We start from the raw sequence: 26,930 nt of genomic DNA on the forward strand, positions 1-26,930 counted from the left end.
TGGCGCACCGTGGGCCGGCGGTGCGCCATGGGGCTGCGCGTCCCGCCCGGGTTGTTCAACCCTGGCGCGCGGCAGCCGCGTCGTGGCGGCGCGCCGCCGCATCCAATTGGGCATGGTGGCTTTCGGCCCATCGATCCAGCGCCACCAGCGCCACATTCAGCGACTTCCCCAGTTCGGTCAGGTGATAGCGCACATGTGGCGGCACCGTGCGCATGTCCTCGCGCAGGACCAGTCCGTGGCGTTCCAGTTCGCGCAGTGTCTGCGTCATCATCTTCTGCGAGATTCCGTCGAGCTTGCGCAGCAGCTCATTGTTGCGCAGCGGGCCATGCGCGAGCGCGGGCAGCACCAGCGGTACCCATTTGCCGGAGATCAGTTCGAGCGCGCGGCGCGATGGACAGGCGGCGTCGAAGACGTTGCCTGCGGAAGCGGGAGAGACTGCCATGGGGTGCCCTTCATGGTTACCAATAGGTGCGTACTTGTGCCTGGGTAACTATAGGCCCTAAGCTGGCCGCATTCCAATAACGAAGGGAGGCCGGGATGGCCTGGTGGATCCTGTTGGCCGCGAGCGCGGTGGAAATCGTGATGGCGCTGGCGTTGAAGTACGCGGACGGCTGGACGCGGTTCTGGCCCAGCGCCATCGGCATCGCCGCGGCGCTGGGCAGTATCTTCCTGCTGACGCTGGCGATGCGGCACCTGCCCGCGGGCACCGCTTACGCCGTGTGGACCGGCATCGGGTCCGTGGGCATCACGCTGCTGGGGATCCTGCTGTTCGGCGATTCGCCGTCCGTCGCGCGCCTGGCGTGCATTGCGTTGATCGTGGGCGGCGTGGCGGGCCTGAAACTGCTGGAGGCCTGAACCGGGCCGCGGGCCTTTCGCCCCGGCGGCCGATGCCGCCGGCCTCATGACGCTCAGACCGTGTCGGCCCAGAGGTCGTACTCGTCGGAGTCGGTGACGCGGGCGCGCACCAGGTCGCCGGCCTTGAGCTTGCGGTCCGAGCTGACGTAGACGCAACCGTCGATTTCCGGCGCGTCGCCAGCGCTACGGCCCACGGCGCCGTCTTCGTCCACTTCGTCGATCAGTACGTCGATCTCGCGGCCGACCTTGCGCGCCAGGCGCGCGGTGGAAATCGACTGCTGCAGTTCCATGAAGCGTTCCCAGCGTTCCTGCTTGACCTCGTCCGGCACGGGATTGTCGAGCAGGTTGGCGGGCGCGCCTTCCACCGGCGAATACTGGAAACAGCCGACGCGGTCGAGCTGGGCTTCCTGCATCCAGTCCAGAAGGTACTGGAAGTCTTCCTCGGTCTCGCCGGGGAAGCCGACGATGAAGGTCGAGCGGATGGTCAGGTCGGGGCAGATCTCGCGCCACTGCTTGATGCGCGCCAGCGTCTTGTCCTCGAACGCCGGACGCTTCATGGCCTTGAGGATGCGCGGGCTGGCGTGCTGGAACGGAATGTCCAGGTAGGGCAGGATCTTGCCCTCGGCCATCAGCGGAATCACTTCGTCGACGTGCGGATACGGATACACGTAATGCAGGCGCGTCCAGACGCCCATCTCGGACAAGGCCGTACAGAGCTCGGTCATGCGGGTGCGCACGGGCCGGCCGTTCCAGAAGCCGCTGCGGTACTTGACGTCGACGCCGTAGGCGCTGGTGTCCTGCGAAATCACCAGCAGCTCCTTGACGCCGGCCTTGACCAGGCGCTCGGCCTCGCTGAGCACGTCTCCCACCGGACGGCTGACCAGGTCGCCGCGCATCGACGGGATGATGCAGAAGCTGCAGCGGTGATTGCAGCCTTCCGAGATCTTCAGGTAGGCGTAGTGGCGCGGGGTCAGCTTGACGCCCTGCGGCGGCACCAGGTCGAGGTAGGGGTTGTGGTCCTTTTTGGGCGGCGCGGCGTCATGCACGGCGCGCACCACTTCCTCGTATTGCTGCGGGCCGGTCACGGCCAGCACGCTGGGGTGCACGTTGCGGATCACCGATTCCTCGACGCCCATGCAGCCGGTGACGATGACCTTGCCGTTCTCGGCGAGCGCTTCGCCGATGGCTTCCAGCGACTCCGCCTTGGCGCTGTCGATGAAGCCACAGGTGTTGACCACCACGACGTCGGCGTCGTTGTACTCGGGCGTGACTTGGTACCCTTCGGTGCGCAGTTGGGTCAGGATGCGTTCGGAGTCGACCAGGGCTTTGGGACAGCCCAGGCTGACGAAGCCGACTTTGGGGGAAGACATGGAATACCTCGGTGGGCGCGAGCCGGCGCCAGTGATCAAATACTGCGCAATTCTAGCGCGGCAGGGCGGGGGGCCGTTATTTTAGCGGGTTGCCGGGGGCGATTCCCGGCTGGTGTGCGTCCCTAATATCCGGGCAGGGCGACGTCGGGCGTCAGGCGCCGCTGCGGCGGTACAGCGCCAGGGTGCCGGCCAGCCCGATCATGAGCGAGCCACAGACCCGGTTCAGCCAGCGCAGGCCCGAGCCGCGAAAGGCCCGCACCAGTTGCGCGCCCAGGGTGGCGTAGGCCAGCATGGTCAGGATGTTCATCAGCGCCAGCACCGCAGCCACGGTGGCGTATTGCGGCAGCAGGGGCGCCTGGGTATTGATGAACTGCGGCAGGAAGGCGGACATGAACAGCAATGCCTTCGGGTTGGTCAGCGCCACCACGAAGCTGCGCAGGCCCAGCTTGAGGCCCACCGGCCGGGCGGCGCCGGGTTCGGCGGCCGGCAGCACCAGCGCGGCGTCCGAGCGCAGCATCTTCCAGCCGAGATAGGCCAGGTAGGCGGCGCCCGCCCACTTGATGACATGGAAGGCGACCTCGGAAGCGGCCAGCACCACGCCCAGGCCGGAAGCCACCGCGCCCACCAGGATGAAATCCGCCATTACCGCGCCGCCCATGCCCCAGCAGGCGGTGCGCACGCCGTGGCGCGAGCCGTTGCTCATGGCGAGCAGGACGGTCGGGCCGGGCGTCACGATGGCGACGGCCGAGGCCAGGATGAACAGCAGCAGCGTGGCGGTGGACATGGCGGGCTCCGAGGCAGGCGGCCAGTGTGACGCGCCCGGCGCGGTTCGTCCAGCGCTCCCCGCGAGGCCGTCGACGGGGCGGCAGCCCGCGCCGGGCTACCATAGCGGTCTTGTCCTTTGATTTGCTGCCATGTCCACGCGTTCCGATACCCCCCATCTGGCTCCCCCGCTTTCCGCCGTTTTGCTTGCCAGCGCGCGCGTGGTGGAGGACGTCCTGGAAGGCCGCTCGATGACCGATGCCCTGGCCGACGTCGATGGCGCCCTGCGCCCCGCGGCGCAGGCGGTGTCGTTCCACGCGATGCGCTACCTGGGCTGGGCCGATGCGGTCGGCCGCGAACTGGTGCAGCGCTATCCCAATGTGCTGTTCGAATCGCTGCTGCTGGTCTCGCTGACGCTGCTCAAGGCCGAGGGCGAGGCCGCTGCCGGCCTGCCGGGCATGCCGGTCTACGCGCCCCACACCGTGGTGGACCAGGCCGTCACGGCCGCGTCCTCGACCCGTTCCCTCGGGGCGTTCAAGGGCCTGCTCAATGCCTGCCTGCGCCGTTTCCTGCGTGAGCGGGCGGCGCTGGAGGCCGCCGTGGCCGACAGCCCCGAGGCCGAATGGAACCATCCGGGCTGGTGGGTCAAGCAATTGCGCGTGGCCTATCCGCAGCAGTGGCAGGAGATCCTGCGGGCGGCCAACGTGCCGGCGCCGCTGACCCTGCGCGTCAATCGCCGCCGCGCCAGCCGCGAGCAGGTCCTGGCCGCGTTCCAGGACGCGGGCCTGGCCGCCGACACGGTGGGCCAGGCCGGCCTGGTGCTGGCCACGCCGCGGCCGGTGGCTCAACTGCCCGGTTTCGCCGAAGGGTGGTGGTCGGTGCAGGACGCCGGCGCCCAGTTGGCCGCCGAGCTGCTGGCGCCGCAGGACGGCATGCGGGTGCTGGATGCCTGCGCCGCGCCGGGCGGCAAGACCGCCCACCTGCTGGAGCTGGCCGACATCGACCTGCTCGCCCTGGACGCCGACGCCGACCGCCTGACGCGGGTCGGCCAGAACCTGGACCGCCTCGGCCTGGCGGGCGAGCATGTGCGGCTGCAGGCCGCCGACGCCGCCGACCTGGACGCCTGGTGGGATGGCAAGCCCTTCGACGCGGTGCTGGCGGACGTGCCGTGCACCGCCTCGGGCATCGTGCGGCGTCATCCCGACATCCGCTGGCTGCGCCGCGAGAACGATGTGCGCCGCACCGCCACGCTGCAGGCGCGCATCCTGGACGCGCTCTGGCGCACGGTCGCGCCCGGCGGCCGCCTGCTGTACGTGACCTGCTCGATCTTCCCGATCGAGGGCACGCGCCAGGCGCTGGAGTTCCTGCAGCGCCACCCCGAGGCCCGGCGCCTGGACGCGCCCGGCCAATTGCTGCCAGTTGCGGTCGATGCAACACCCGCGGCGCAACGCGATGGATTTTTCTACGCCTTGTTTGCCAAGCAGTCCTGAATCGCCAAGAATAGGGGGCATGACGGGGTTTCGGTGTCGTATGTCCATCATTTCACGGTTATTTCTGGGGTTATTGTTCGCAACTGCCGCGCTGTCGTTGGTGCCGGCCGGTCAGGCACACGGGTCCGAACCGAAGGTGGTGCGCGTCGAACCGGTCGTGCGTGGCGACAAGCTTGAAATCGACGCCGACATCGAGTTCGAACTGAACCAGCAACTGCGTGACGCCGCCCAGCGTGGCGTACCCCTGTACTTCACTGCCGACCTGACCATCACGCGCGAGCGTTGGTGGTGGTTCAACAAGTCCCTGGTCGACACCTCCCGCACCTGGCGCGTGATCTACAACGCGCTGACGCGCCAGTGGCGTGCCGGGGTCGGCGAGCTGTCCTTCCCGGTGGCGTCGCTGGACGACGCAATGAGCGTCATCCGCCATGTGCGCAACTGGCAGGTGGCCGATGCCGACGATTTCGACGAGGGCGTGGTCTATGGCGGCCAGTTGCGGCTGCGGCTGGACACTTCGCTGCTGCCCCGGCCGTTCCAGGTCAATGCCCTGAACAGCAGCTCCTGGGTCCAGGGCACGCCGTGGACCGATTTCTCGTTCTCGCTGGGTGACAAGGAGAAAGACCCCTCATGAGGCTGTTGCTTCGGCTGGCCCTGATGGTCGGCGCGGTGAGCGGCCTGGCGTTGCTGGGCCTGCTGGCATGGTCCACGGGCAATGCCTCGCGTTTTGCCCGCTATTACGACACGCTGCTGGTTCTCAACGGCATCTTCGCGCTGGCGCTGTTCGTCTGGGTGGTGGCCCTGACGGTGCGGCTGGCGCGGCAGATCCGGCGCCGGCAGTTCGGCGCCAGGCTGACCGCCCGCTTCTCTTTGGCCTTCGCCCTGATCGGCGTGGTCCCCGGCGCCCTGATCTATACGGTGTCGGTGCAGTTCATGTCGCGCTCGATCGAGTCCTGGTTCAACGTGCGGGTCGACACCGCGCTGGAGGCCGGCCTGAACCTGGGCCGCGCCGCGCTCGACTCGCTGCTGGCCGACCTGGACGCGCGGGCCCGCTCGATGGCGGCCGAGCTGAACCGCAATTCCGATACCGGCGTGACGCTGGCCCTGACCCGGCTGCGCGAAGCCAACGGCGTACAGGAAGCCATGGTCTTCACCGGCAGCGGCCGCATGGTGGCGTTCTCCACCAGCCAGTACGGCCAGTTGCTGCCGGCCATGCCGCCGTCGACGGTCATGAACCAACTTCGGCTGTCGCGCGGCTATTCGGCCGCCGAGGCCGATGACCCGGTCAAGCCCGGCACCGACGGCGGGCTGCACCTGCGCGTGGTGATTCCGCTGACCGGGCCCGACCGCTACGACAACCTGCTGGGCGCCGCCTCCGAGCCGCGCTGGCTGCAACTGCTGCAGCCGGTGCCCGAGCAGATCGCGCACAACGCCAACCTGGTGCAGCAGGGTTTTCGCGACTACCAGGAACTCGCCCTGTCGCGGCTCGGCCTGCGCAAACTGTATGGCATCACGCTGACCCTGGCGCTGCTGCTGGCCGCGTTCGGCGCCATCGCCGTGGCGTTGTCGCTGTCCAAGCGGCTGGTGCGGCCATTGCTCAGCCTGGCGGGCGGCACCCAGGCGGTGGGCGTGGGCGACTACCGGCCGCTGCCCGAGCCGCCCGAGCGCGACGAGGTCGGCCAGTTGACCCGCTCGTTCAATGCCATGACGCGCCAGCTCGACGAGGCCCGCCGCATGGTCGAGAGCAACCGCCAGCAGCTCGAGCGGTCCAACGTCTATCTGGAAAGCGTGCTGTCGAACCTGTCCTCGGGCGTGCTGGTGTTCGACGAGTCCTTCCGCGTCACCACCGTCAACCAGGGCGCCCAGACCATCCTGCAGGCCGACCTGCGCTCGGTGATCGGGCGGCCGCTGGAAACCGTCGATGGCATGCTCGAGTTCGCGAACGTCGTGCGGCAGGCTTTTTCCACCCACGCCGCCGTGGGCTCCGAACGGCAGCACTGGCAGCAGCAGTTCGAAATCGCGCCCAAGCAGGGCGACACGCCCAACGGGCCCCAGGCCCTGACGCTGCTGGCGCGCGGCACCCACCTGCGGGTGGACGGCCGCGGCAACGGCTACCTGGTCGTGTTCGACGATATTACCGAGGTGATATCGGCCAACCGCACCGTCGCCTGGGGCGAAGTGGCGCGCCGCCTGGCCCACGAGATCAAGAACCCGCTGACGCCGATCCAACTCTCCGCCGAGCGCCTGGCGATGAAGCTGGAAGGCAAGCTGCCGCCGGCCGAGGCCCAGATCGTCGAGCGCTCCACCAACACCATCGTCAATCAGGTGGCCTCGCTCAAGCAGATGGTGGATGATTTCCGCGAATACGCCCGCACGCCGCCGGCGGTGATGCAGCGTATCGACTTCAACGCGCTGGTGGCGGATGTGCTGTCCCTGTATGGCTGGGAGCCGGACGGCGCCGCTTCGGTGCGTTCGGCCTCCGGCAAGGCGCTGAACCTGGACGTCAGCCTGGGCGCGGACCTGCCCGCCATCGAGGGCGATCCGACCCAGTTGCGCCAGGTGATCCATAACCTGCTGTCCAATGCCCGCGACGCCATCGCCGAGAAGGGAGGGGAAGGCCGCGTCAGCGTCACGACCCAACTGATGCGCAGCGAGCAGCCCGACCGCGCCGACCAGCAGGCCCTGCGTTTCACGGTCGCCGACACCGGCCCGGGTTTCCCGCCGCAGGTCATGCAGCGCGCTTTCGAGCCCTACGTAACCACCAAGTCCCACGGGACTGGGTTAGGATTGGCAATCGTACGCAAGATCGTGGAAGAGCATGGCGGGCGGATCGACCTTGCGAATCGCAAGGAAGGAGGCGCGCGGATTTCCATCTTGTTGACCCGGCTCGCTCCCGGGGCCGATACTATGGACGCGACCGCGCAAGAAAAGGATAATGCGGCTACGCAATAGGTGGATGCTTTATGGCCAGAATTCTGGTGGTTGACGACGAAGTCGGTATTCGCGAGCTTTTGTCGGAAATCCTTTACGACGAAGGGCACACGGTCGAGTTGGCCGAAAACGCGGCGCAAGCGCGCGCCGCGCGCCTTCGCACGCGTCCCGATCTGGTGCTGCTGGACATCTGGATGCCGGACACCGATGGCGTCAGCCTGCTCAAGGAATGGGGCTCGCAGGGCCTGCTGGACATGCCGGTCATCATGATGAGTGGTCACGCCACCATCGACACGGCGGTCGAGGCCACCCGCATCGGCGCCATGGATTTCCTCGAAAAGCCGATTACGCTGCAACGCCTGCTCAAGACCGTGGCCGCCGGCCTGGCCCGCGGTCGCGTGCCGCATCCGGCGCCCGTGACGGCGCCCACGACCGCCAGCGCCGCCGTGGCGCTCGAGGACGAACTCGATCCGCCGACGCTGTCGTTGGCCCCCGCGAACGAAGTTCCGGTCACCGCCAACGGCCAGTTGGGCAGCATCTCGCTGGACCAGCCGCTGCGCGAGGCGCGCGACGAGTTCGAGCGCATCTATTTTGAATACCATCTGGTCCGCGAAAGCCACAGCATGACCCGCGTGTCCGAACGCACCGGCCTCGAGCGCACCCACCTCTACCGCAAGCTCAAGCAGTTGGGCATCGAGTCGGCGCGCAAACGGGGCGCATGAAGATCCTGATCATCGGCGCTGGTCGCGTAGGCACCAGCGTGGCGGAAAACCTGGTGTCCGAGCAGAACGACATCACGGTGATCGATTCGGACTCTTCCCAGTTGCAATACCTGCAGGAACACTTCGACCTGCGCGTCGTCCATGGCGACGGCTCGCAGGTGTCGGTGCTGGAAGGCGCCGGCGCCGCGGACACCGACCTGCTGATCGCCTGCGCCGCGTCCGACGCGGCCAACATGGTGGCCTGCAAGATCGCCCGTCAGCTTTTCAACATCCCTCGCCGCATCGCTCGTATCCGTTCTGGCGAATTTTCCGAACATCCCGAACTGATGAGCGAAGACGGCTTCTGCATCGACGCCATCATCAGCCCCGAGCGCAGCGTCACCACCTACCTGCACAGCCTGATCGAGTTCCCCGAGGCGCTGCAGGTAGTGGAATTCGCCGAAGGGCGGGTCAGCGTCGTGACGGTCCGCGTCGGTCACGGCAGCCCCATGGCGCACCATCCCGTCGACAAGCTGCGCGAGGTCTGGCCCGACGTCACGGCGCGGGTGATCGACGTGCTGCGCGGCGGCCGCCCGTTGCGGGCGGGGTCGGGCACCGTGATCGCCCCGGGCGACGAGGTGGTGCTGGTGGTGGACACGCGCCACGCGCGCCGCGCCGTGCGGCAACTGCGCGAAGCCGAAAAGGCCGTGCGCCGCGTGATGATCGCCGGTGGCGGCAACATCGGCCTGCGGCTGGCGCGCGCGCTGGCCGAGGAAAACTACAGCGTGCGCATCATCGAGCGCGACCTCAAGCGCTGCGAATACCTGGCCACGCAGTTGCCCGACAGCGTGCTGGTGCTGCACGGCAGCGGCACCGACGAGGCCCTGCTGGAACGCGAGAACATCGAGGACATGGACACCTGGCTGGCGCTGACCAGCGACGACGAGGACAACATCATGTCGTCGCTGCTGGCCAAGCGGCTGGGCGCGCGCAAGGTGATCGCGCTGATCAACCGCCAGGCCTATGGCGAACTGATGCAGGGCAGCCATATCGACATCGCGGTGTCGCCGTCGCAGGCCACCATGAGCGAGCTGCTGCGCCATGTGCGGCGCGGCGACGTGGCGGCGGTGCACCGGTTGCGCCAGGGCGTGGCCGAGGCGCTGGAGGCCATCGCCCACGGCGACCGCTCCAATTCCAAGGTGGTGGGCCGCAAGGTGGGCGAGATCAGCCTGCCCAAGGGCGCCAGCATCGGCGCGCTGGTGCGCGAGGACGAGATCATCCTGCCTGACGCGGATACCGTGATCGAGACCGACGATCACGTCATCGTCTTCGTGCCCTCGCGCAAGCAGATGCCGCGCGTGGAAAAACTGTTCCAAGTTTCGGCGTCGTTCTTCTGATGAGCCTGCGCGTCCCGCTTTCCGACGGACCGGCGACGGCCGGGGAGGCCGCATGAAGCGGGTCCTGGCGACGCTGCACATCCTGGGCCTGACGATGGTGATGTTCGCCCTCACCATGCTGATCCCGCTGGGAGTGGCCTACATCGGCGGCGACGCCGCGCGCGATGCCTTCCTGCACGGCTTCCTGATTTCGGTCGGTATCGGCGTGGCGCTGGCGGCGCTGACGCGGCGGGCCCGCAGCGAGCTGCGCGCCCGTGACGGCTTTGTGCTGGTGTCGGCGGTATGGGCCGGCCTGCCGCTGCTGGCGGCGATCCCGCTGTTGATCTACTTCCACCGTGCCGGCCTGCCGCTATCGTTCACCGGGGCTTATTTCGAGGCCATGTCCGGGCTGACGACCACCGGCGCCACCGTGCTGACCAATCTGGACGCGCTGCCCGCCTCGATCAACCTGTGGCGCGCCACCCTTATCTGGATCGGCGGCATGGGAATCCTGGTTCTGGCAGTGGCGATCCTGCCGCTGCTGGGCGTCGGCGGCCACCAGGTGGTGCGGGCCGAGACCCCGGGGCCGATGAAGGACGAGCGCCTGACCCCCCGCATCGCCAGCACCGCCAAGGCGCTGTACGCGGTGTATTTCGCGTTCTCGATCCTGTGCTTCCTGGCTTACCGCGCGGTCGGCCTGTCGTGGTTCGAGGCCTGGTGCCACATGGCCACCACCATGGGCCTGGGCGGCTTTTCCACCTGGGACGACGGCTTTGCCCATTTCGATTCGGTAGCGGTGGAAATGGTGGCCATGGTGTTCATGTTGATCGCCGGCATCAACTTCGCCACCCATTTCAACGCTTTCCGCCAGCGTAGTCCGCGCGCTTATCTGCGTTGTCCGGAAGCCATTCCGTACCTGGTGGTGGTGCTGGGGGTGGGCCTGGTGATCTCGGTGTTCCTGTACGTCAAGGGCGTCTACCAGGAGCCGCTGCAGGCTCTGCGCTACGGGATGTTCAACACGATCTCGATGGCCACCACCACGGGCTACGCCAATACCGATTTCGCCCAGTGGCCGCTGTTCGCGCCCTTGACCATGCTGCTGCTGTCGGGCTTCGCCACCTCGGCTGGTTCGACGGGGGGCGGGATCAAGATGATCCGGGCCATCCTGCTGATCAAGCAGGCGCGCAATGAACTTGTCACAATGTTGCATCCGCATGCGGTCAGCCCGGTACGGATCAACGGCCGCGCCGTCGAGGCCCGCACCATGTCGTCGGTGCTGGCGTTCATGCTTTTCTACGGCCTGTCCATCGCTGTCTTCACCAGCCTGCTGCTGCTGTCGGGGCTGGACCCGATCACGGCGTTCTCGGCCGTCTTCGCCAGCGTCAACAACACCGGCCCCGGCCTGGGACCGGTCGGACCCATGGGAAATTTCGCGGTGCTGTCGGATTTCCAGATCTGGGTCTGCACCTTCGCCATGCTGATCGGCCGCCTGGAGCTGCTGACCGTGCTGGTGCTGTTCACGCCGATTTTCTGGCGCAAGTAGGCGGCCTCGCCCGTGCGCGGCACAGCCCGAATTTCCGGCCTCCCGTCGCCGCGGTGCGTCCCCGTCGGGATAGGTCTGTTTTTATAAGGGATAACCCTTTATAGGGTTATCCCATCCCCTCTGGAAACCCGCACCCAGCCTGCGCTTGCAGGCTTCCCGGGCCGGCGAGCCGCGCCACCATTACGTTGTGAGCGCTCGCTCACTTTGTTCTAGAGAGCAAAACCGAATGCATCGTGATGTTGCACACAAATGTCACGATTTTCAATCGTTTTGCCACAAACATGCGGCTATTATGCGTTCACAAGCCGCCGTCTAGCGCCCCCCGGGAAGTTGCCGGGCTTCAAGGTCGAACGGCGCATCCCCTCATCAAACATCCGAAGGAGTCCGAGATGGAACAGATCCCGTTCATTTCGTCGGCCCCCAACACCCTGGGCATCGAACTCGAGCTGCAACTGATCGACCCCCGCAGTTTTGACCTGACCGCAGCCTCCGACGAACTGCTGGCCCAAATGGCCAACCATCCCATTGCCGATCGCGTGAAACCCGAAATCACGCGGTCCATGATCGAACTGAATTCCTCGGTGCACGAGCACCCCATGGGCCTGCTGGCGGAAATGCGCGAAATGCGCGATGCCCTGGTCGAAGCGGCTGACGCCGTGGGCGTCTCGGTAGCCGGTGGCGGCGCCCACCCGTTCATGCGCTGGCAGGAACGCTCCATCTCGGATACGCCCCGCTTCCAGTACCTGGCGGAAATGTATGGTTACCTGGCGCGTCAGTTTACGGTGTTTGGCCAGCACATCCACCTGGGCGTGAAAAACGGCGACGAAGCCATCAAGCTGCTGCGTCGCCTGTCGCCCTATGTCCCGCACTTTATCGCGCTGTCGGCCTCCTCGCCGTATTGCGAGGGCGTCGATACACTGTTTTCGTGCTCGCGCCTGAACGCGGTCAACAGCTTCCCGCTGGCCGGTCACATGCCGGCCGAGGTCAAGGACTGGTACCAGTTCGAGGCCCATCTGGCGCAACTTCGCGCCTATGGCCTGGCCGAGAGCATCAAGGACCTGTACTGGGACATCCGTCCCAAGCCCGAATTCGGCACGGTCGAAATCCGCGTCTGCGATACGCCGTTGACCGTGGAGCGCGCCTGCCAGATAGCGGCCTTCGCCCAGGCGCTGTCGGTGCTGTTGATGCGCGAAGAAGATCCCAGCGACAAGGCCTGGCTGTCCTACCGCAGCAACCACTTCCAGGCCTGCCGTTTCGGCCTGCAGGGCAGCTATGTGACGCCGGATGGCGAGCGCCTGCGCTTGATGGACCACCTGCGGGCGCTGTTCCAGCGGCTGATGCCGGTGGCCGAAGAACTGGGGACCGGCGACATGATCGCATCGCTGCGCGACGAAGCCATGCGCAGCGGCAACGATTCGCGCTGGCTGCGCAGCCAGTTCCATCGTTTGCGCGATCTGCCGCTGGTGGTGGAATCGATGTCGCAAGCCTGGCGCGGTGAGGTCGCCCAGGCGGCGCCGGCCGAGCCGACCGCGGTGTTGCGGCGGCGAATCCGCGCCACGTCCGAGCCGATGCAGCCCCTCTCGACGGCGGAGCCGGGAGTGACCGCGCCACTGCCCGAACGCCTGCACTAGGCCTGTCCGGGCGTCTTGTTTCAGGGCGTGCCGCGCTGGCGGCCGCCGATGGCGCTGACCGAAAGCCGGGTCTCGCCCGCGGTGCCGCGGTGGGCGGCGGCGCGCCAGGCGTGACCGTAGGCGACCTCGATGCTCAGCGCGATGACGCCGTCCGGGCGGCGCTGGGCTTCCAACGCATCGCACAGGCGTGCCCGCCAGTCTCGCCCGACCAGGCCGCCGCGCCGACCGGCGGCGGGGTTGCCGCCCAGGGCGCGCACGTCCTGCAGCAGCTTTTCCGGCGTGCGGTACGTCAACGTCAGGATCTCCTGGTCCATGACCGGATCGGCGAAGCCGTTTTCCACCAGCAGATCGCCAAAATCATGCATGTCGACGAAGGCCGGGGTGGCGGTGCGCAGTCCGGCATCGTCCAGCGCCTGGCGCAATTCGCGCAGCGTCGCCGGCCCCAGACAGGAGAACATCGCCAGCCCGCCGACCTTGAGAATGCGGCGCCACTCGGCCAGCACGGCATGCGGCTCGCGGTGCCAGTGCAGGGCCAGGTTGGACCACACCAGTTCCAGCGATTCAGGCGCCAGACCGGTGGCGGCCAGATCGGCATTGATGAAGGCATTGGTCGGCCCGCGTCGCGCCAGTTTGCCTATCCAGGCCGACAGGCCGGCCGGGGCGTGGCGCTTGCGGGCGATCTCCAGCAGCGGGTCGCAGTTATCCAGGCCGGTGTAGGCGGCTTCGGCATAGCGTTCGCGCAGCAGCGCCAGGTTGTCGCCGGCGCCGCAGCCGGCGTCGAGCATGGCCTGCGGCTGCACGCGGATGTACTGCAGCCGGCCCAGCATGCGGCGGGCGACTTCGCCGTACAGGAACTGGGCGTCCGAAAGATCGCCGCGGCGGGCGAATTGGCGCGGCACGTCGGCGGCGACGAGCGGGAGCGAGGGCGGGGTGGCAGGTGCGGGCAGGGACATTTCGGTCGCGCCCGGGCGCGGCGCCGCGGGCGGATCATGATTTCATGGGGGATGGCTCACATTATTGCCCATCCCGGCCGCGGCGGCCGATTGTCCCTACAGGCCATGGGGCGGGGGTTGCTGGCCCGGGTGCCCTGCGACTGTCCGCTGTGCGGGGGGCGGGTCGGCGGCGCCCGCCTGTGTGAGGGCTGCGAAACCGATCTGGCCGAAGCGTCGTTGGCGCCGCGCTGCCCGCGTTGCGCCCAGAGGCTGGCGGCGGATGCGCTGCATTGCGCCGACTGCCTGGCGCGGCCGCCAGCCTTCATCGGCACGGTCGCCGCCTTCGACTACGAGCCGCCCGCCGAGGTGCTGATCCGGCAGCTCAAGACCCAACTGCGGCTCAGCGCGGCGCCGGTCCTGGCGCGGCTGCTGGCGCATGCGGTGTGGTCCGAACCCCCGCCGCGGGCCTTGCTGCTGGTGCCGGTGCCGTCCAGTCGCGCATCGCTGCGCCGGCGCGGCATGAATCCGGCGGCCGAGATCGCCCGCAGCCTGGCGGCGCAACTGGGCTGGCCGCTGCTGCGCGGGGCGTTGCGGCGGCGGCGCGAAACGCCCAGGCTGACGGCCCTGGGGCGCCAGGCCAGGCTGAGCGGCGCCCGGGGCGTGTTCGATTGCGCGCGCGATCTGGCCGGCCGCCATGTCGGCTTGGTGGATGACGTCATGACCACGGGCAGCACCGCCGATGCGGCCGCGCGCGCCTTGCTGGCCGCGGGCGCGGCCAGCGTGACGGTGCTGGTGGTGGCGCGCACGCCGCGCCGGCCCTGATGTCCGGGCGGGGAGGGGCGGCGGGGGCGGCCCCTCATGCGGCCTCGCGCGCCGGGGCGGCCGTCCAAATCGGCGACAATCGCTCCTGCGCGGCCCTGGCCGGCCGCCCGTCATTCAACGTCTTTCCGTCCGTTCATCATGTTCCACGTCATCCTCGTATGCCCCGAGATTCCGCCCAACACCGGCAATGCCATCCGTCTGTGCGCCAATACCGGCGCGCAATTGCACCTGGTGCGTCCGCTCGGTTTCGAGCTGGACGATGCCCGCATGCGGCGGGCGGGGCTGGACTATCACGAGTGGCAGCCGGTGCGCGTGCATGACACGCTGCAGGAGGCGCTGGCGGATACAGGGGCGACGGCTTCCCACCTCTATGCATTGACCACGCATGCCCAGCGCAGCGTGGGGGACGTGCGGTTCGAGGCGGGGGACGTGTTCGTATTCGGACGGGAGAGCGCCGGTTTGTCGGAGGAGCATCACGCGATGTTCGCGCCGCAGCAGCGGTTGCGGCTGCCGATGCGGGCGGGGCAGCGGAGTTTGAATTTGTCCAACGCGGTGGCGGTGACGGTTTTCGAGGCTTGGCGGCAGTTGGGATATGAAGGGGGCGTCTGATCGCCCCTGGCGGATGCCTGCGCGCGGGGCGCCAAAGGCCGCCCGCGCGGCCGCCTTCGGCGCTGGGGGGCGGCGTCAGTCGAGCGACAGGTTCAGCTTCTGGATGACCTGATCCCAACGAGCCTTTTCGTTCTGGATGCGGACGGTCAGGGCCTCGGGGGTGGAGGCGGCGGGAGTGAAGTATTGCAGGGCCATCTGCTTGCGGACCGTATCGCTGTTGATGATGCGGTTCAGTTCGCTGTTCAGGCGCTCGATGACGGGCGTCGGCGTTTCCGCGGGGGCCAGGATGGCGTTCCACGAGATGGCTTCGAAGTCGGGGTAGCCCTGCGAGGCCATGGTGGGCACGCCGGGCAGGGTATCGCTGGGCTGCAGGCTGGTGACGGCGAGGATCTTGACCTTGCCGTCGCGGGTCTGCGGCACCGCGATGGCGGGGACCATGAAGCCGGCCTGGATGTCGCCGCCGATGATGGCGCTGATGACCTGCGGGAAGCCGGCGTACGGGATATGCGCCATGTCGATGCCGGCGCGTTCCTTGAACATTTCCATGGCCAGGTGGGCCGAGCTGCCGGGGCCGACGGAGCCATAGTTCAGCGAGCTGCCGTGCTCCTTCACCATGCGCACGAAGTCCTGCACGGAATTGACGTTCTTCAGGTTGCCAGGCACGGTCAGCACATTGGGGCTGGTGCCCACCAGCGTCACGGGCGCCAGATCTTGCAGCGGGTCGTAGCCCAGCGTCTTCTTGTAGAGCGTGGGGGCGGTGACCAGCGGGCCGTTGATCGTGTAGAGCAGGGTGTAGCCGTCGGGTTTGGCCTGCGCGACGATGCGGGTGCCGATGTTGCCGCCGGCGCCGGTCTTGTTGTCGATGACGATGGGCTGTCCCAGCGCTTGTCCCAGCGGCTCGGCGATGGTCCGCGCCAGGATGTCAGGCGACGAGCCGGGCGGGAACGGCACCACCATGTGGATGGGGCGGTCCGGCCAGTCGGCGTGGGCGGCGGCGGGCAGGATGGCCGCCAGGCTCAGGCAGAGGCCGCGCAGCAGGGGGCCGACCCGGAACTTGCGGGTTTGCGTCATGAAGGATGTCTCCTGGGAGTCGTGCGTCGTGTTGTTATGAGGACGAGGGGGTGGGGGCCGGCTGCATCGGCGATGTCAGCCCGCGTTGCCGTGTTCGTCGCGTGCGTCGCGCGCCAGCAGGGTGGACACGGCCGTCATGGGCGAGACGCCGTCGAACAGTACGGCGCACACGGCTTCGGTGATGGGCAGTTCGACGCCGACGGCGCGGGCGCGTTCCAGCGCGGCGCGCGCGCAGCGCACGCCTTCGGCGGTGATGCCGCTGGCCAGGACGTCGGCCAGCTTGCGGCCCGCGCCGATTTCCAGGCCGACGCGGCGGTTGCGCGACAGTTCGCCGGTGGCGGTCAGGACCAGGTCGCCCAGGCCGGTCAGGCCGGCGAAGGTCTCGGCTTGCGCGCCCAGCGCGACGCCGAAGCGCGTCATCTCGGCCAGGCCGCGGGTAATCAGCGCGGCGCGGGCATTGGTGCCCAGCGCCAGGCCGTCGCCGATGCCGCAGGCCACGGCGATGACGTTCTTGAGGGCGCCGCCCACTTCCACCCCGACCAGGTCGCCGCTGGCGTAGACGCGCAGCGCGGCGCCGTGCAGGGCCCGGGTGGTGGCGGCGCGCAGGGAGGCGTTGTCGCTGGCGACGGTCAGCGCCACGGGCAGGCCCTGGGCGACTTCGCGGGCGAAGGACGGGCCCGACAGGACGCCGCCGACGGCTCCGGGCAGGGCCTGGCGCACTATTTCGTGGGGCAGTCTGGCCGTGTCGGCTTCAAAGCCTTTGCAGGTCCAGACGATGGGGGTGTCTTGCAGGCCCAGGGCGGGCAGGCGACGCGAGAGTTCGGCGCAGGTGGCGGCGAGGCCGGCCACGGGAACGCCTAGAATGATCAGCCCCGTCGCGCCGTCCTGTTGCAGGCTGCGCAGCGTGGCGTCGAGATCGGAGGTAATCGTCAGCGCCTGGGGCAGGGCGATGCCAGGCAGGTAGCGCGCATTTTCGTGGCGGGCGGCCATGTCGGCGGCCTGCGCCGGATCGCGCGCCCAGAGTACGGTGGGGTGGCGGCGGCTCGCGGCCGCCGCCAGCGCGGTGCCCCAACTGCCCGCGCCCAGGACGGCGACGCGCAGGCTGGGCGGAGTGGGCTGGTTCATGGGGCGCCGCGGTCTGCCTTATTGGCGGGTGGCGCTGGCGGGCAGGATGATGCCCGAGTCGCTGCCGTTGCCGTTGGCGTTGCTTTGCTGCTGTTGCAGTTCGGCCAGGCGTTGTTCGTACAGGGCCTGGAAGTTGACTTCGGTCAGGTGCAGCGGCGGCATCGAGGTGCGGGTGATCGCGTCGGCGATGTTGGCGCGCAGGTACGGGTACAACATCGTCGGGCAGACGATGCCCAGCAGCGGGTCGAGTTGCTCTTCGGGGATGTTGGCGGCTTCGAAGATGCCGGCCTGGGTGCCTTCGACCAGGTACACGACCTTGTCATTGACACGGGTGGTGACGGTGACCGTGACCGTGGTTTCGAACACGGTTTCGGCCAGGCGCTGGCCGCCCACGGTGATGCTCACTTCGACCTGGGGGGCTTCTTGCTCCAGGAAGACGTGGGGCGCGTTCGGCATTTCCAGCGAAAGGTCTTTCAGGTAGACGCGCTGCAGATTGAACGAGGGCGCGTCGTTGCCGCCTTCTTGCTGGGTGTTTTGGTCTTGATCAGCCATGAGTGTTTCCGTTGGTGGGAGGGGCAAAAAGGGGCGTCAGCCGTTGAGCAATGGGGTCAGGCCGCCCGAGCGGTCCAGCGCCATCAGGTCGTCGCAACCGCCGACATGGGTATCGCCGATGAAGATCTGCGGTACCGTGCGCCGGCCGGTGCGTTCGATCATGCGATCGCGTTGGCCGGGTTCGCGGTCGATCTGGATGATTTCCAGGTCGGTCACGCCGCGCTGCTCCAGCAGCGCCTTGGCGCGGGCGCAATAAGGACAATAGTCCTTGCTGTACATGACAACTTTATTCATAGGCGCTCCAGGCGGATTCTGTCGATAAGATGGGGGCGCGTCGCCCGGGTTCAACCCTTCTGGGTGACCGGCAGGCTGGCGGCCAGCCAGGCGCGCATGCCGCCTTCGAGCGGCACGACGTCGGCGAAACCCTGCGCGCGCAGCTTGGCGGCGGCGCGGGCGGAATCACGGCCATTGTCGCAAACCACGACCAGCGGCTTGTTCTTGGGCAGCGAGGCGGCCTTTTGTTCCAGGTCGGCGGCCGGCACGCTGCGTGCCTGGGCGATGTGGCCGGCCTGGAACTGTTCGGCGGGGCGCACGTCGACCCACACGGCCTGGCGCTGGTTGACCATCTGGATGGCTTCCGTGGTGCTGACGGCCGAGCCGGTGCGGCCCTTGCGCAGGGCGGGAATGGCCAGCATGACGCCGGAAACGAGGGTTACGGCGACAATGAAGATGTTGTTTTTATCGAGCAAGAATTGCAGAAGGTCCACGGGGCATCCTGAAGTGCGGCGTCTAGCCTGGTAAGGGCGAACCCTGACGCGCCGCGCGGCGAAATTGACGGGTGCGCCGGGGCAAAATCAAGGGCAAAATCGCTCAATTATAAAATGAGCGCATTCCGCAACTTTAACCCGCGTTACACGCCTGCCAAACCATGCACAAACTCGTTCTGATGCGCCACGGCGAAAGCCAGTGGAATCTGGAAAACCGCTTCACCGGCTGGACCGACGTCGACCTGACCGAAACCGGCCGTGAGCAGGCCCGCAAGGCGGGCGAACTGCTCAAGAAGGAAGGCTACACCTTCGACCTGGCCTACTCGTCGGTGCTCAAGCGCGCCATCCGCACCCTGTGGATCGCCCTGGACGCCATGGACGCCATGTATACCCCGGTGGGCGTGAACTGGCGCCTGAACGAGCGCCACTACGGCGCCCTGCAGGGGCTGAACAAGGCGGAAACCGCCGCCAAGTACGGCGACGAGCAGGTGCTGATCTGGCGCCGCGCCTACGCCATCGCGCCGGAACCCCTGTCGCTGGACGACGAGCGCCACCCGCGCTTTGACAGCCGCTACGCCAAGATCCCGGCCGACCAGTTGCCGGCCACCGAGTGCCTGAAGGACACGGTGGCGCGCGTGCTGCCGTTCTGGAACGAATCCATCGCCCCGGCCATCCGCGCCGGCCGCAAGGTGCTCATCGCGGCCCACGGCAACAGCCTGCGCGCGCTCATCAAGCACCTGGACAACGTGTCCGACGACGACATCGTCAACCTGAACATCCCCACCGGCCAGCCGCTGGTGTACGAATTGGATGATGACCTGCGCCCCATCCGCCACTATTATCTCGGCGATGCCGCCGAGATCGAGGCGGCCATGGCCGCCGTCGCGGCCCAGGGCAAGGCGAAGAAGGACTGATACATGGTGCGCAAGGCGGGGTGGTTGTTGGCGGTCATGCTGGCCGGCGGAGCGCTGCCGGCGGGCGCCGCGCCCAACGATCTCGCCGGCCGCCAGTCCGAAGCCGAAAGGCAGCAGGCGCAACTGCGCGATCGCATCGAGAACCTGCAAAAGGATATCGATGCGCGCGAAGCGGCCCGCAAGGAAGCCGCCGATGCCCTGAAGCAGTCGGAATCGGCGATTTCCAGGATCAACCTGCGGCTGAAGGAACTGGCCGAGTCCAGCCGCCAGGCGACCACCGACCTGTCCGGCCTGGAAAAGCAGATCACCGCCCAGCAGGCCGTGCTGGCCAAGCGCCGGGTCGAACTGGCCGACCAGTTGCGCACGCAATACACCAGCGGCCTGTCGCCCTGGACCGCGCTGCTGTCCGGCGACGATCCCCAGGTGCTGGGCCGCAACCTGGGCTACCTCGATTATGTCTCCCAGGCCCGCGCCCGCGCCGTCGAGGCGCTGCGCGCTGACATCGACCGGCTGGCCGCCCTGCAGGGCCGCGCCGACGCCCGGCGCGCCGAGATCGAAAAGCTGGTGGCCGAAACCTCCGAACAGAAGAGCGCCCTGGTCGCCCAGCAGAAAGAGCGCGGCACCCTGCTGGCGCAACTGGAAGGCCAGATCGCCGCCCAGCGCGCCGAAGCCAACAAATTGGGTCGTGACGACCAGCGACTCTCGCGCCTGATCACCGACCTGGACGCGGCCATCGTCAAGCAGGCCGAAGAGGCCCGCAAGGCCGAAGAGGCGCGCCGCCGCGCCGAGGAAGCCCGCAAGGCCGAGGAGGCCCGCCGCGCCGAAGAAGCCCGCAAGAAGGCCGAAGCCGAGCGCCGCGCCGAGGAGGCCCGCAGGAAGGCCGAGGCCGACCGCAAGGCGGCCGCCGACAAGGCCGCGGCCGACAATGCCCGTCGCGACCGTAACGCGCGCGAGGCCCGCGAGGCCGCCGAAGCGCGCGAACAGGTCGAGGCCGCGTCGCGCCAGGCGCGGGGGCCCGTGGCCGTGGCCGATCCCGACGCCGCTGGCCTGCGCCCCGCCGATTCGCGCCATACCCGCCTGACCGGGCAGGCCGAGACGCCGCCCCCGGTAAAACCCGCAGATCCTCCCAAAAAGGCGGAACCCGCGGAGGCGGAATCCACTCCAACCCGAACTGCATCGGTCCAGCAGACCCCGCGCGCCGCGCCGGCAGGCGGCGGCAACGGGCTGCGCCACGGGTTGGCGGCGCCGGTGCGTGGCCAGGTGCAGGGCCGTTTCGGGGTCGATCGCCCGGACGGCGGCGTCTGGCGCGGCATCGTGCTGCGCGCGCCCGAGGGAACCCCCGTGAAGGTGGTGGCCCCCGGCACGGTGGTCTATGCCGATTGGCTGAGGGGCTTCGGCAACCTCATCATTGTGGATCATGGCCAGCAATATCTGACCGTCTATGCTTACAACCAAAGTCTGCTCAAACGGGTGGGCGATTCCGTCGCGGCGGGGGATACTATTGCTTCGGTAGGCGCAACCGGCGGCCAAGTGGAATCCGGCCTATACTTTGAAATTCGCCATCGCGGCGCTCCTGTGGATCCAGCCCAGTGGCTGGCCCAGTAAGCCAAAAACCCTCAAGGGCGAAAACCATTCGGGAAGTGTGCATGAGCACTCGCAAGTTTCGCGGTTTCGGTCTGATTGCCATCGGTGCGGTGGCTGGTGTCCTGCTCAGCGTGGGCGTCACCGCTGTCGCCCAGCGCGGCAGTCCCTTGCCGCTGGATGAACTCAGGCAACTGAGCAACGTCTTCGCCGCCATCAAGAACAACTACGTCGAGTCGGTGGACGACAAGACGCTGATCGACAATGCCATTTCCGGTATGGTGTCGAACCTGGACCCGCATTCCGCTTACCTGGATGCCGACGCCTTCCGCGAAATGCAGACGGCCACGCAGGGTGAGTTCGGCGGCCTGGGCATCGAGGTCGGCGCCGAAGACGGCTTCGTCAAGGTCATCTCGCCCATCGAGGACACCCCCGCCGCGCGCGCGGGCGTCATGGCCGGCGACCTCATCATCAAGATCGACGACACGCCCACCAAGGGCATGTCGCTGAACGACGCCGTCAAGCTCATGCGCGGCGCGCCCAAGTCGCCCATCACGCTGACCATCATGCGCGCCGACCGGCCGCAGCCGATCGTGCTCAAGATCGTGCGCGACATCATCAAGGTGCGCAGCGTGCGCAGCAAGATGCTGGACAACGGCGTGGCCTACGTGCGCATCGCCCAGTTCCAGGAAAAGACCGGCGTCGACCTGGCCAAGCAGCTCAAGGACCTCGGCGCCAAGGAAGCGCCCAAGGGTCTGGTGCTCGACCTGCGCAATGACCCGGGCGGCCTGCTGACCAGCGCCATCGGCGTGTCCGGCGCATTCCTGCCGGCCGACGCCCTGGTGGTGTCGACCGACGGCCGCACCCCCGACGCCCGCCACAAGTACCTGGCGACCCCGTCGGAATATGCCCGCGGCGAAAGCAACTACCTGTCGGGCCTGCCGGCCTGGACCAAGACCGTGCCGATGGTGGTGCTGGTCAACGTCGGTTCGGCCTCGGCTTCCGAGATCGTGGCCGGCGCGCTGCAGGACCACAAGCGCGCCAAGGTGCTGGGCAACCGCACCTTCGGCAAGGGCTCGGTGCAGGTGATCCTGCCGCTGTCGGAAACCACCGCGGTCAAGCTCACCACGTCGCGCTACTTCACGCCCAGCGGCCGTTCGATCCAGGCCACCGGCATCGAGCCCGACTACGTCGTGGCCGACACCGCCGACGGCGACCTGTTCCGCCTGCCGCGCGAAGCCGACCTGCAACGCCACCTGTCGAACCCGGGCACGGCCAACGAAGTGAAGTCCAACTCGGACCAGGACAACGTCGACGTGCCGACCAAGGTGTTCGAATTCGGCGGCAAGGACGACTTCCAGTTGCAGCAGGCGCTCAACCTGCTGGCCGGCAAGCCGGTGCAGAAGGGGTCGGCCCGCGCCCAGGCCAAGGCCGACGCCAAGCCCGGCACCGGCACCGCCCAGCGCATGAAGATCACGCCGACCGGAGTCGAGCCCAGCAAGGACAAATGAACGACGAGCAACTGCTGCGCTACGCCCGCCATATCCTGCTCGACGAGCTGGGTATCGAAGGGCAGGAAAGACTGCTGGCGGCGCGAGTGCTTATCGTAGGGGCGGGTGGACTGGGTTCGCCCGCCGCGCTCTACCTGGCCACCGCCGGCGTCGGTGACATCACGCTGGCCGATGACGACGTCGTCGAACTCAGCAACCTGCAGCGCCAGATCCTGCACACCACCGCGAGCGTCGGCCGGCCCAAGGCCGAGTCCGGGCGCGACATGCTGGCGGCTTTCAATCCGCAGACCCGCGTGCATGCCCGCGTCGAGCGGCTACAGGGCCAGGCCCTGTCCGACGCGGTGGCGCAGGCCGACCTGGTGCTGGATTGCACCGACAACTTCACCACCCGCCACGCCATCAACCGCGCCTGCGTGCAGCATCGCAAGCCGCTGGTGTCGGGCGCCGCCATCCGCTTCGACGGCCAGGTCAGTGTCTACGACCTGCGAGACCCGGACGCGCCGTGCTACCACTGCCTGTTTCCCGAGGCGGACGACGTCGAGGAGGCCAACTGCGCCACCATGGGCGTGTTCGCGCCGGTGGTCGGCATCATCGGCAGCATGCAGGCGGCCGAGGCCCTCAAGCTGTTGTCCGGGGTGGGTGAGAGCCTGTCTGGGCGGCTGCTGTGGCTGGACGTGCGCACCATGCAATGGCGCAGCGTCAACGTCCAACGGGATCCGGAATGCGCTGTCTGTGGCGCGCACGCGCACTGATGCGCCAGACGGGCGATTATTCCGTCCCCGTAAAATCTGCCTGTCATTCTCCGCGTAAATAATATTAAAGGTTTGAAATACCTGCTATAACGCCAGCCAGCCTTCCTTTCATGGCAGGCAGCATTGGACGTATCGGAGTGGACACAGGATTGAGCTTCAGCCTGCCGAAATGGCGGCTGACCCGATGGTTGACGGATTCCGGGCAGGACACGCCTGCGGACATCCGCGCCGCGCTGATTGCCAGCCTGTTCGGCACCCTGCCCATCTTCGCGGGCGGTGTCATCAACACCTTGATGATCTCGGGCGTGGTCGCGTGGCGCCGTCCCGAGCCGCTCTATATCTCGTGGCTGGTCCTGGAGATCGTGCTGGCCGTGGTGCGGGTCACCATCCTGCGCTCGGCCTTGCGCAACGCCGCCCGGGGCGGCAACACCCATACCGACATCTACATCGTGCTGGCGTTGCTATGGGCGTTCAGCGTCGGCTACGGCGTTTTCGTCACCTTCCTCAACCATGACTGGCTGGCCGCCACGCTTGCCGGCGTGTCCTGCGGCGCCATGGCCGGCGGCATCTGCTTTCGCAACTACGGTGCGCCGCGGCTGGTGGCCGCGATGATCTTCCTGAGCCTGGGGCCGATGTGCCTGGGCGCGCTGTTCGCCGGCGAATACGTCACCGTCATCGTCTTCATCCAGATCCCGTTCTATCTGGTCAGCATGAGCATCGCCTCGCAGCGGCTGCGCCGCATCCTGGTGTCCACCATGCTGGCCGAGCGCGAGAACGAACGCCGCGCCAGCCAGGACGCGCTGACCGGCCTGGCCAACCGCGCCGGGCTGGAAGCGGCGCTCGAGCGCATCTGCGCCAGCGCGCGCGGGCAGGACAGCGCCGCCGCGCTGTTCTACATGGACATGGATGACTTCAAGATCATCAACGACACCCATGGCCACGCCGCCGGCGATCATGTGCTCAAGACCATCGCCCAGCGCATGCGCGCCATGCTGCGGGTGGACGATGTCGCGGCCCGCATCGGCGGCGACGAATTCATCGTGCTGGTCACCGGCATCGACGCCACCGCCGCGCTGCGCCTGGGCAACCACCTGCTGCGCGACGCCATCCAGCCGATCACGCTGGCCGACGGCACGCGGGTCAGCGTGGGGTTGTCGATCGGCATCTCGATCATTTCCGGCGTCGACCGCAAGGCCCAGGCGGTGCTGGATTCGGCCGACGCGGCGCTGTACCGCGCCAAGGCGCAAGGTGGCCGCCGCTGCGCGGTCGCTGGCGCGCCGGACCTGCAGGAAGCCCGGGAAACCGGCGACGCCGCGACGGCCTGAGGCCACACGCTTCAAGCCTACGCCGAGGTACGGCACGACAAATTCCCTCCGATTCACCCAAAGTTATCAGATAACCTGAAAAGTCTGCGCTATACTCGGCCGCTATGCTGACCAAGAGCCTCACCTTGACCGAACAGGTCGCCCGCCAGATCGCGGGCGACATCGCCCATGGCGTCTATCCCGTGGGCGCCAAGCTGCCTTCCGGCCGCGTGTTGGCCGAGCAGTACGGCGTCAGCGCCGCGGTCATCCGCGAAGTCACCGAGCGCCTGCGCGCGCAGGGCCTGGTGCAGAGCCGCCAGGGATCGGGCAGCGTGGTGCTGGCACGCACCGGCGCGCAGGGCTTCCAGGTGCCCGCCGATATCGCCGTCAGTCGCGAGCAACTGGCCAGCGTCTACGAGCTGCGCATGGAACTAGAAGGCGGCGCCGCCGCGCTGGCGGCCGAGCGCCGCAACGCCGCCGACCTGGAGGCCATGGCCCGCGCCCTGGCCGACCTGGAACATCACCAGCACCATCCCGAACACGGGGTCGAGCACGACATTGCCTTCCATCTGGCGATCGCGGCCGCGACCCACAATCCGTTCTACCAGGACCTCCTGCAATACCTGAACCTGCAATTGCGCCTGGCTGTCAGCACCGCGCGCGCCAATAGCCGCCAGTTGGCCGGCATGACGGACGCCGTGCACCACGAACACGTCGCCGTGTTCGAGGCCATCCGCGACCACGATGCGCCGCGCGCGCGGCGCATGGCCGAACGCCACTTGCGGCAGGCGGCCAGCCGCCTGCGCCTCGATTCCCTCTTTCCCGCCTCCAGGCAGACATCATGAGCACAACCGACATCGCCCAGCGCCTGGTCCAGGCCCTCGGTCCCGACACCGTCTTCACCGCCAGCGAGGACATCGCGCCCTGGCTGTCCGACTGGCGCGGTCTGTACAACGGCCACGCCCAGGCGGTGGTCCGTCCGCGCACCACCGCCGAGGTCGCGACCTGCCTGGCGCTCTGCAACGAGGCCGGCGTGCCGGTGGTGCCGCGCGGCGGCAATACCGGCCTGTGCGGCGGCGCCACGCCCGACGCCGCGCCCATCAACGTCGTGCTGAGCCTGGACCGCATGAACGCGGTGCGCGCCATCGACACCATTGCAAACACCATGGTCGCCGAGGCCGGCTGCATCCTGGGCAACCTGCGCCGCGCAGCGCAGGACGCCGGCCGGCTGCTGCCCCTGAGCCTGGCCGCCGAGGACTCCAGCCAGATCGGCGGCAACGTCGCCACCAATGCCGGCGGCGTCAACGTGGTGCGCTATGGCATGGCGCGCGAACTGGTGCTGGGCGTGGAAGCGGTGCTGCCCAACGGCGAAATCTTCAACGGTCTGCGCACCCTGCGCAAGGACAACACCGGCTACGACCTCAAGCAACTGCTGATCGGCTCCGAAGGCACGCTCGGCGTCATCACGGCAGTGGCGCTGCGCCTGTATCCGCGCACCGACGTGCGCTCGGTGGTGCTGGCCGCGGTCGAATCGCCCGCCCAGGCGCTGCAACTGTTCGAGATCCTGTTCGAGCAATGCGGCGCGCGCCTGCAGGCCTTCGAGTATTTCTCCGGCGACTGCCTCGACCTGGTCCTGACCCACGCCGCGGGCGTGCAGGAGCCGTTCGACCAACGCTACCCGGCCTATGTTCTGGTTGAACTGGCCGACACCGCCGACGAAGCGGCGCTGACCGCGCTGCTGGAAAACGTGATCGGCACGGCGCTCGAGCGCGGCCTGTGCCTGGACGCCGCCGTTTCCGCTTCGCTGGCTCAGTTGCAGGCGCTATGGAAGCTGCGCGAGGAAATCTCCGAAGCGCAACGCGCCGACGGCCCGCACCTCAAGCACGACGTGTCGCTGCCGATCGAGAGCATTCCGGATTTCATGGCGTCCGCCGAAGCGCGCGTGCGCGCGCTGTACCCGGACATCCGCCCCTTCATCTTCGGCCATTTCGGCGACGGCAACCTGCACTACAACCTGTCGCGCCCCGCCCGCGCGGACCGCGGCTGGGTCGCCGAACACGGCGCCGCGATCACCGACGCCGTCCTGGACGAGGTCAACCGGTACGGGGGCAGCATCAGCGCGGAGCATGGGATCGGGCAGCTCAAGCGGGAGCATTTCCTGCATAGCAAGGATACGGTTGAGTTGCGGTTGATGCGGGAGATCAAGCGGGTTTTGGATCCTAAGGGGATTATGAATCCTGGGAAGCTGCTTTAAGAAGGGCTTGTTGGCGGGGGAAGGCGCTTCGTAGGTCGCCCCTCGGTCGGGCGGACCCGATGGCGGGCGCCCACGATTGC

At 67.9% G+C, this 26,930-nt stretch carries 26 protein-coding genes; 17 read left to right on the top strand and 9 right to left on the bottom strand.

What is annotated here, in order from left to right:
* Positions 1 to 55: 55 nt before the first annotated feature.
* Entirely contained in the window at positions 56 to 442 is a 387-nt protein-coding gene (locus tag HV783_RS06475) for a winged helix-turn-helix transcriptional regulator (RefSeq protein WP_175188833.1), read from the bottom strand.
* A gap of 95 nt (positions 443 to 537) precedes the next feature.
* On the opposite strand from HV783_RS06475, the gene HV783_RS06480 reads away from it, so the two are divergent.
* A complete protein-coding gene (locus tag HV783_RS06480) occupies positions 538 to 855 on the top strand; it encodes a DMT family transporter (RefSeq protein ID WP_054500427.1) in 318 nt (105 codons plus the stop codon).
* A 53-nt stretch (positions 856 to 908) separates the two neighbouring features.
* Here HV783_RS06480 and rimO read toward each other — a convergent pair whose 3' ends face one another.
* Complete coding sequence (rimO, locus tag HV783_RS06485) at positions 909 to 2,225, bottom strand: 30S ribosomal protein S12 methylthiotransferase RimO (RefSeq protein ID WP_175188834.1); 1,317 nt, start codon at positions 2,223 to 2,225, stop codon at positions 909 to 911.
* 151 nt (positions 2,226 to 2,376) lie between these two features.
* Positions 2,377 to 3,009, bottom strand: coding sequence for a LysE family translocator (locus HV783_RS06490; protein ID WP_054500429.1), 633 nt, complete (start codon positions 3,007 to 3,009; stop codon positions 2,377 to 2,379).
* 130 nt (positions 3,010 to 3,139) lie between these two features.
* On the opposite strand from HV783_RS06490, the gene rsmB reads away from it, so the two are divergent.
* From rsmB to HV783_RS06525, 7 genes are all read left to right on the top strand, one after another.
* On the top strand, positions 3,140 to 4,477 hold the full coding sequence (gene rsmB, locus HV783_RS06495; protein ID WP_054500430.1) for a 16S rRNA (cytosine(967)-C(5))-methyltransferase RsmB: 1,338 nt from the start codon (positions 3,140 to 3,142) through the stop codon (positions 4,475 to 4,477).
* 40 nt (positions 4,478 to 4,517) lie between these two features.
* On the top strand, positions 4,518 to 5,108 hold the full coding sequence (locus tag HV783_RS06500; protein WP_155755491.1) for a DUF4390 domain-containing protein: 591 nt from the start codon (positions 4,518 to 4,520) through the stop codon (positions 5,106 to 5,108).
* A complete protein-coding gene (locus HV783_RS06505) occupies positions 5,105 to 7,426 on the top strand; it encodes a sensor histidine kinase (protein WP_054500432.1) in 2,322 nt (773 codons plus the stop codon). The genes HV783_RS06500 and HV783_RS06505 overlap by 4 nt, the downstream gene beginning before the upstream one ends.
* An 11-nt stretch (positions 7,427 to 7,437) precedes the next feature.
* Positions 7,438 to 8,127 (top strand): response regulator, encoded by a 690-nt coding sequence (locus HV783_RS06510; RefSeq protein WP_144655685.1) that lies wholly within the window; start codon positions 7,438 to 7,440, stop codon positions 8,125 to 8,127.
* Positions 8,124 to 9,503, top strand: a complete 1,380-nt coding sequence (gene trkA / locus HV783_RS06515; RefSeq protein ID WP_054500434.1) for a Trk system potassium transporter TrkA — start codon at positions 8,124 to 8,126, stop codon at positions 9,501 to 9,503. The genes HV783_RS06510 and trkA overlap by 4 nt, the downstream gene beginning before the upstream one ends.
* A gap of 52 nt (positions 9,504 to 9,555) precedes the next feature.
* Positions 9,556 to 11,025 carry a TrkH family potassium uptake protein gene (locus HV783_RS06520; protein ID WP_054500435.1) on the top strand — a complete coding sequence of 490 codons (1,470 nt, stop codon included), beginning with the start codon at positions 9,556 to 9,558 and terminating at the stop codon, positions 11,023 to 11,025.
* A 389-nt stretch (positions 11,026 to 11,414) separates the two neighbouring features.
* Positions 11,415 to 12,656, top strand: a complete 1,242-nt coding sequence (locus HV783_RS06525) for a YbdK family carboxylate-amine ligase (RefSeq protein WP_054500436.1) — start codon at positions 11,415 to 11,417, stop codon at positions 12,654 to 12,656.
* Between the two features lie 20 nt (positions 12,657 to 12,676).
* Here HV783_RS06525 and HV783_RS06530 read toward each other — a convergent pair whose 3' ends face one another.
* Positions 12,677 to 13,609: a methyltransferase domain-containing protein gene (locus HV783_RS06530; protein ID WP_064524036.1), complete on the bottom strand. Its 933-nt coding sequence runs from the start codon at positions 13,607 to 13,609 to the stop codon at positions 12,677 to 12,679.
* Between the two features lie 51 nt (positions 13,610 to 13,660).
* Between HV783_RS06530 and HV783_RS06535 the strand changes: the two genes are divergently transcribed.
* Together HV783_RS06535 and HV783_RS06540 are read left to right on the top strand one after the other, a co-directional pair.
* A complete protein-coding gene (locus HV783_RS06535; RefSeq protein ID WP_367646378.1) occupies positions 13,661 to 14,410 on the top strand; it encodes a ComF family protein in 750 nt (249 codons plus the stop codon).
* 138 nt (positions 14,411 to 14,548) lie between these two features.
* Positions 14,549 to 15,019 (top strand): tRNA (cytidine(34)-2'-O)-methyltransferase, encoded by a 471-nt coding sequence (locus HV783_RS06540; RefSeq protein WP_054500438.1) that lies wholly within the window; start codon positions 14,549 to 14,551, stop codon positions 15,017 to 15,019.
* Positions 15,020 to 15,094: 75 nt separating this feature from the next.
* Here HV783_RS06540 and HV783_RS06545 read toward each other — a convergent pair whose 3' ends face one another.
* The 5 genes from HV783_RS06545 to HV783_RS06565 form a co-directional block, all read right to left on the bottom strand.
* Entirely contained in the window at positions 15,095 to 16,090 is a 996-nt protein-coding gene (locus tag HV783_RS06545; protein WP_064524037.1) for a Bug family tripartite tricarboxylate transporter substrate binding protein, read from the bottom strand.
* Positions 16,091 to 16,165: 75 nt separating this feature from the next.
* A complete protein-coding gene (locus HV783_RS06550) occupies positions 16,166 to 17,215 on the bottom strand; it encodes an NAD(P)H-dependent glycerol-3-phosphate dehydrogenase (RefSeq protein ID WP_064524038.1) in 1,050 nt (349 codons plus the stop codon).
* Positions 17,216 to 17,233: 18 nt separating this feature from the next.
* Positions 17,234 to 17,767 (bottom strand): protein-export chaperone SecB, encoded by a 534-nt coding sequence (gene secB, locus HV783_RS06555; protein ID WP_049076759.1) that lies wholly within the window; start codon positions 17,765 to 17,767, stop codon positions 17,234 to 17,236.
* Between the two features lie 36 nt (positions 17,768 to 17,803).
* The gene (gene grxC, locus HV783_RS06560) at positions 17,804 to 18,061 is read right to left on the bottom strand and encodes a glutaredoxin 3 (RefSeq protein ID WP_006391755.1); all 258 of its coding nucleotides are present in this window, start codon (positions 18,059 to 18,061) and stop codon (positions 17,804 to 17,806) included.
* A 50-nt stretch (positions 18,062 to 18,111) separates the two neighbouring features.
* The gene (locus tag HV783_RS06565; protein WP_049076757.1) at positions 18,112 to 18,534 is read right to left on the bottom strand and encodes a rhodanese-like domain-containing protein; all 423 of its coding nucleotides are present in this window, start codon (positions 18,532 to 18,534) and stop codon (positions 18,112 to 18,114) included.
* 161 nt (positions 18,535 to 18,695) lie between these two features.
* Here HV783_RS06565 and gpmA point away from each other — a divergent pair, with 161 nt between their 5' ends.
* From gpmA to HV783_RS06600, 7 genes are all read left to right on the top strand, one after another.
* A complete protein-coding gene (gene gpmA / locus HV783_RS06570) occupies positions 18,696 to 19,448 on the top strand; it encodes a 2,3-diphosphoglycerate-dependent phosphoglycerate mutase (protein ID WP_049076754.1) in 753 nt (250 codons plus the stop codon).
* A 3-nt stretch (positions 19,449 to 19,451) separates the two neighbouring features.
* Positions 19,452 to 21,053, top strand: coding sequence for a murein hydrolase activator EnvC family protein (locus tag HV783_RS06575; RefSeq protein ID WP_116792227.1), 1,602 nt, complete (start codon positions 19,452 to 19,454; stop codon positions 21,051 to 21,053).
* Positions 21,054 to 21,094: 41 nt separating this feature from the next.
* On the top strand, positions 21,095 to 22,540 hold the full coding sequence (locus tag HV783_RS06580) for a S41 family peptidase (protein WP_116792228.1): 1,446 nt from the start codon (positions 21,095 to 21,097) through the stop codon (positions 22,538 to 22,540).
* Complete coding sequence (locus HV783_RS06585) at positions 22,537 to 23,292, top strand: HesA/MoeB/ThiF family protein (protein ID WP_054500442.1); 756 nt, start codon at positions 22,537 to 22,539, stop codon at positions 23,290 to 23,292. Before HV783_RS06580 ends, HV783_RS06585 begins: the two co-directional genes overlap by 4 nt.
* Positions 23,293 to 23,441: 149 nt before the next feature.
* The gene (locus HV783_RS06590) at positions 23,442 to 24,617 is read left to right on the top strand and encodes a GGDEF domain-containing protein (protein WP_231132900.1); all 1,176 of its coding nucleotides are present in this window, start codon (positions 23,442 to 23,444) and stop codon (positions 24,615 to 24,617) included.
* Between the two features lie 104 nt (positions 24,618 to 24,721).
* Positions 24,722 to 25,441 (top strand): FadR/GntR family transcriptional regulator, encoded by a 720-nt coding sequence (locus tag HV783_RS06595; RefSeq protein WP_054500443.1) that lies wholly within the window; start codon positions 24,722 to 24,724, stop codon positions 25,439 to 25,441.
* Positions 25,438 to 26,850, top strand: a complete 1,413-nt coding sequence (locus HV783_RS06600) for an FAD-binding oxidoreductase (protein ID WP_175188835.1) — start codon at positions 25,438 to 25,440, stop codon at positions 26,848 to 26,850. Before HV783_RS06595 ends, HV783_RS06600 begins: the two co-directional genes overlap by 4 nt.
* Positions 26,851 to 26,930: the final 80 nt, after the last annotated feature.

Source organism: Achromobacter dolens, assembly GCF_902859745.1.
GTDB lineage: Bacteria > Pseudomonadota > Gammaproteobacteria > Burkholderiales > Burkholderiaceae_B > Achromobacter > Achromobacter dolens.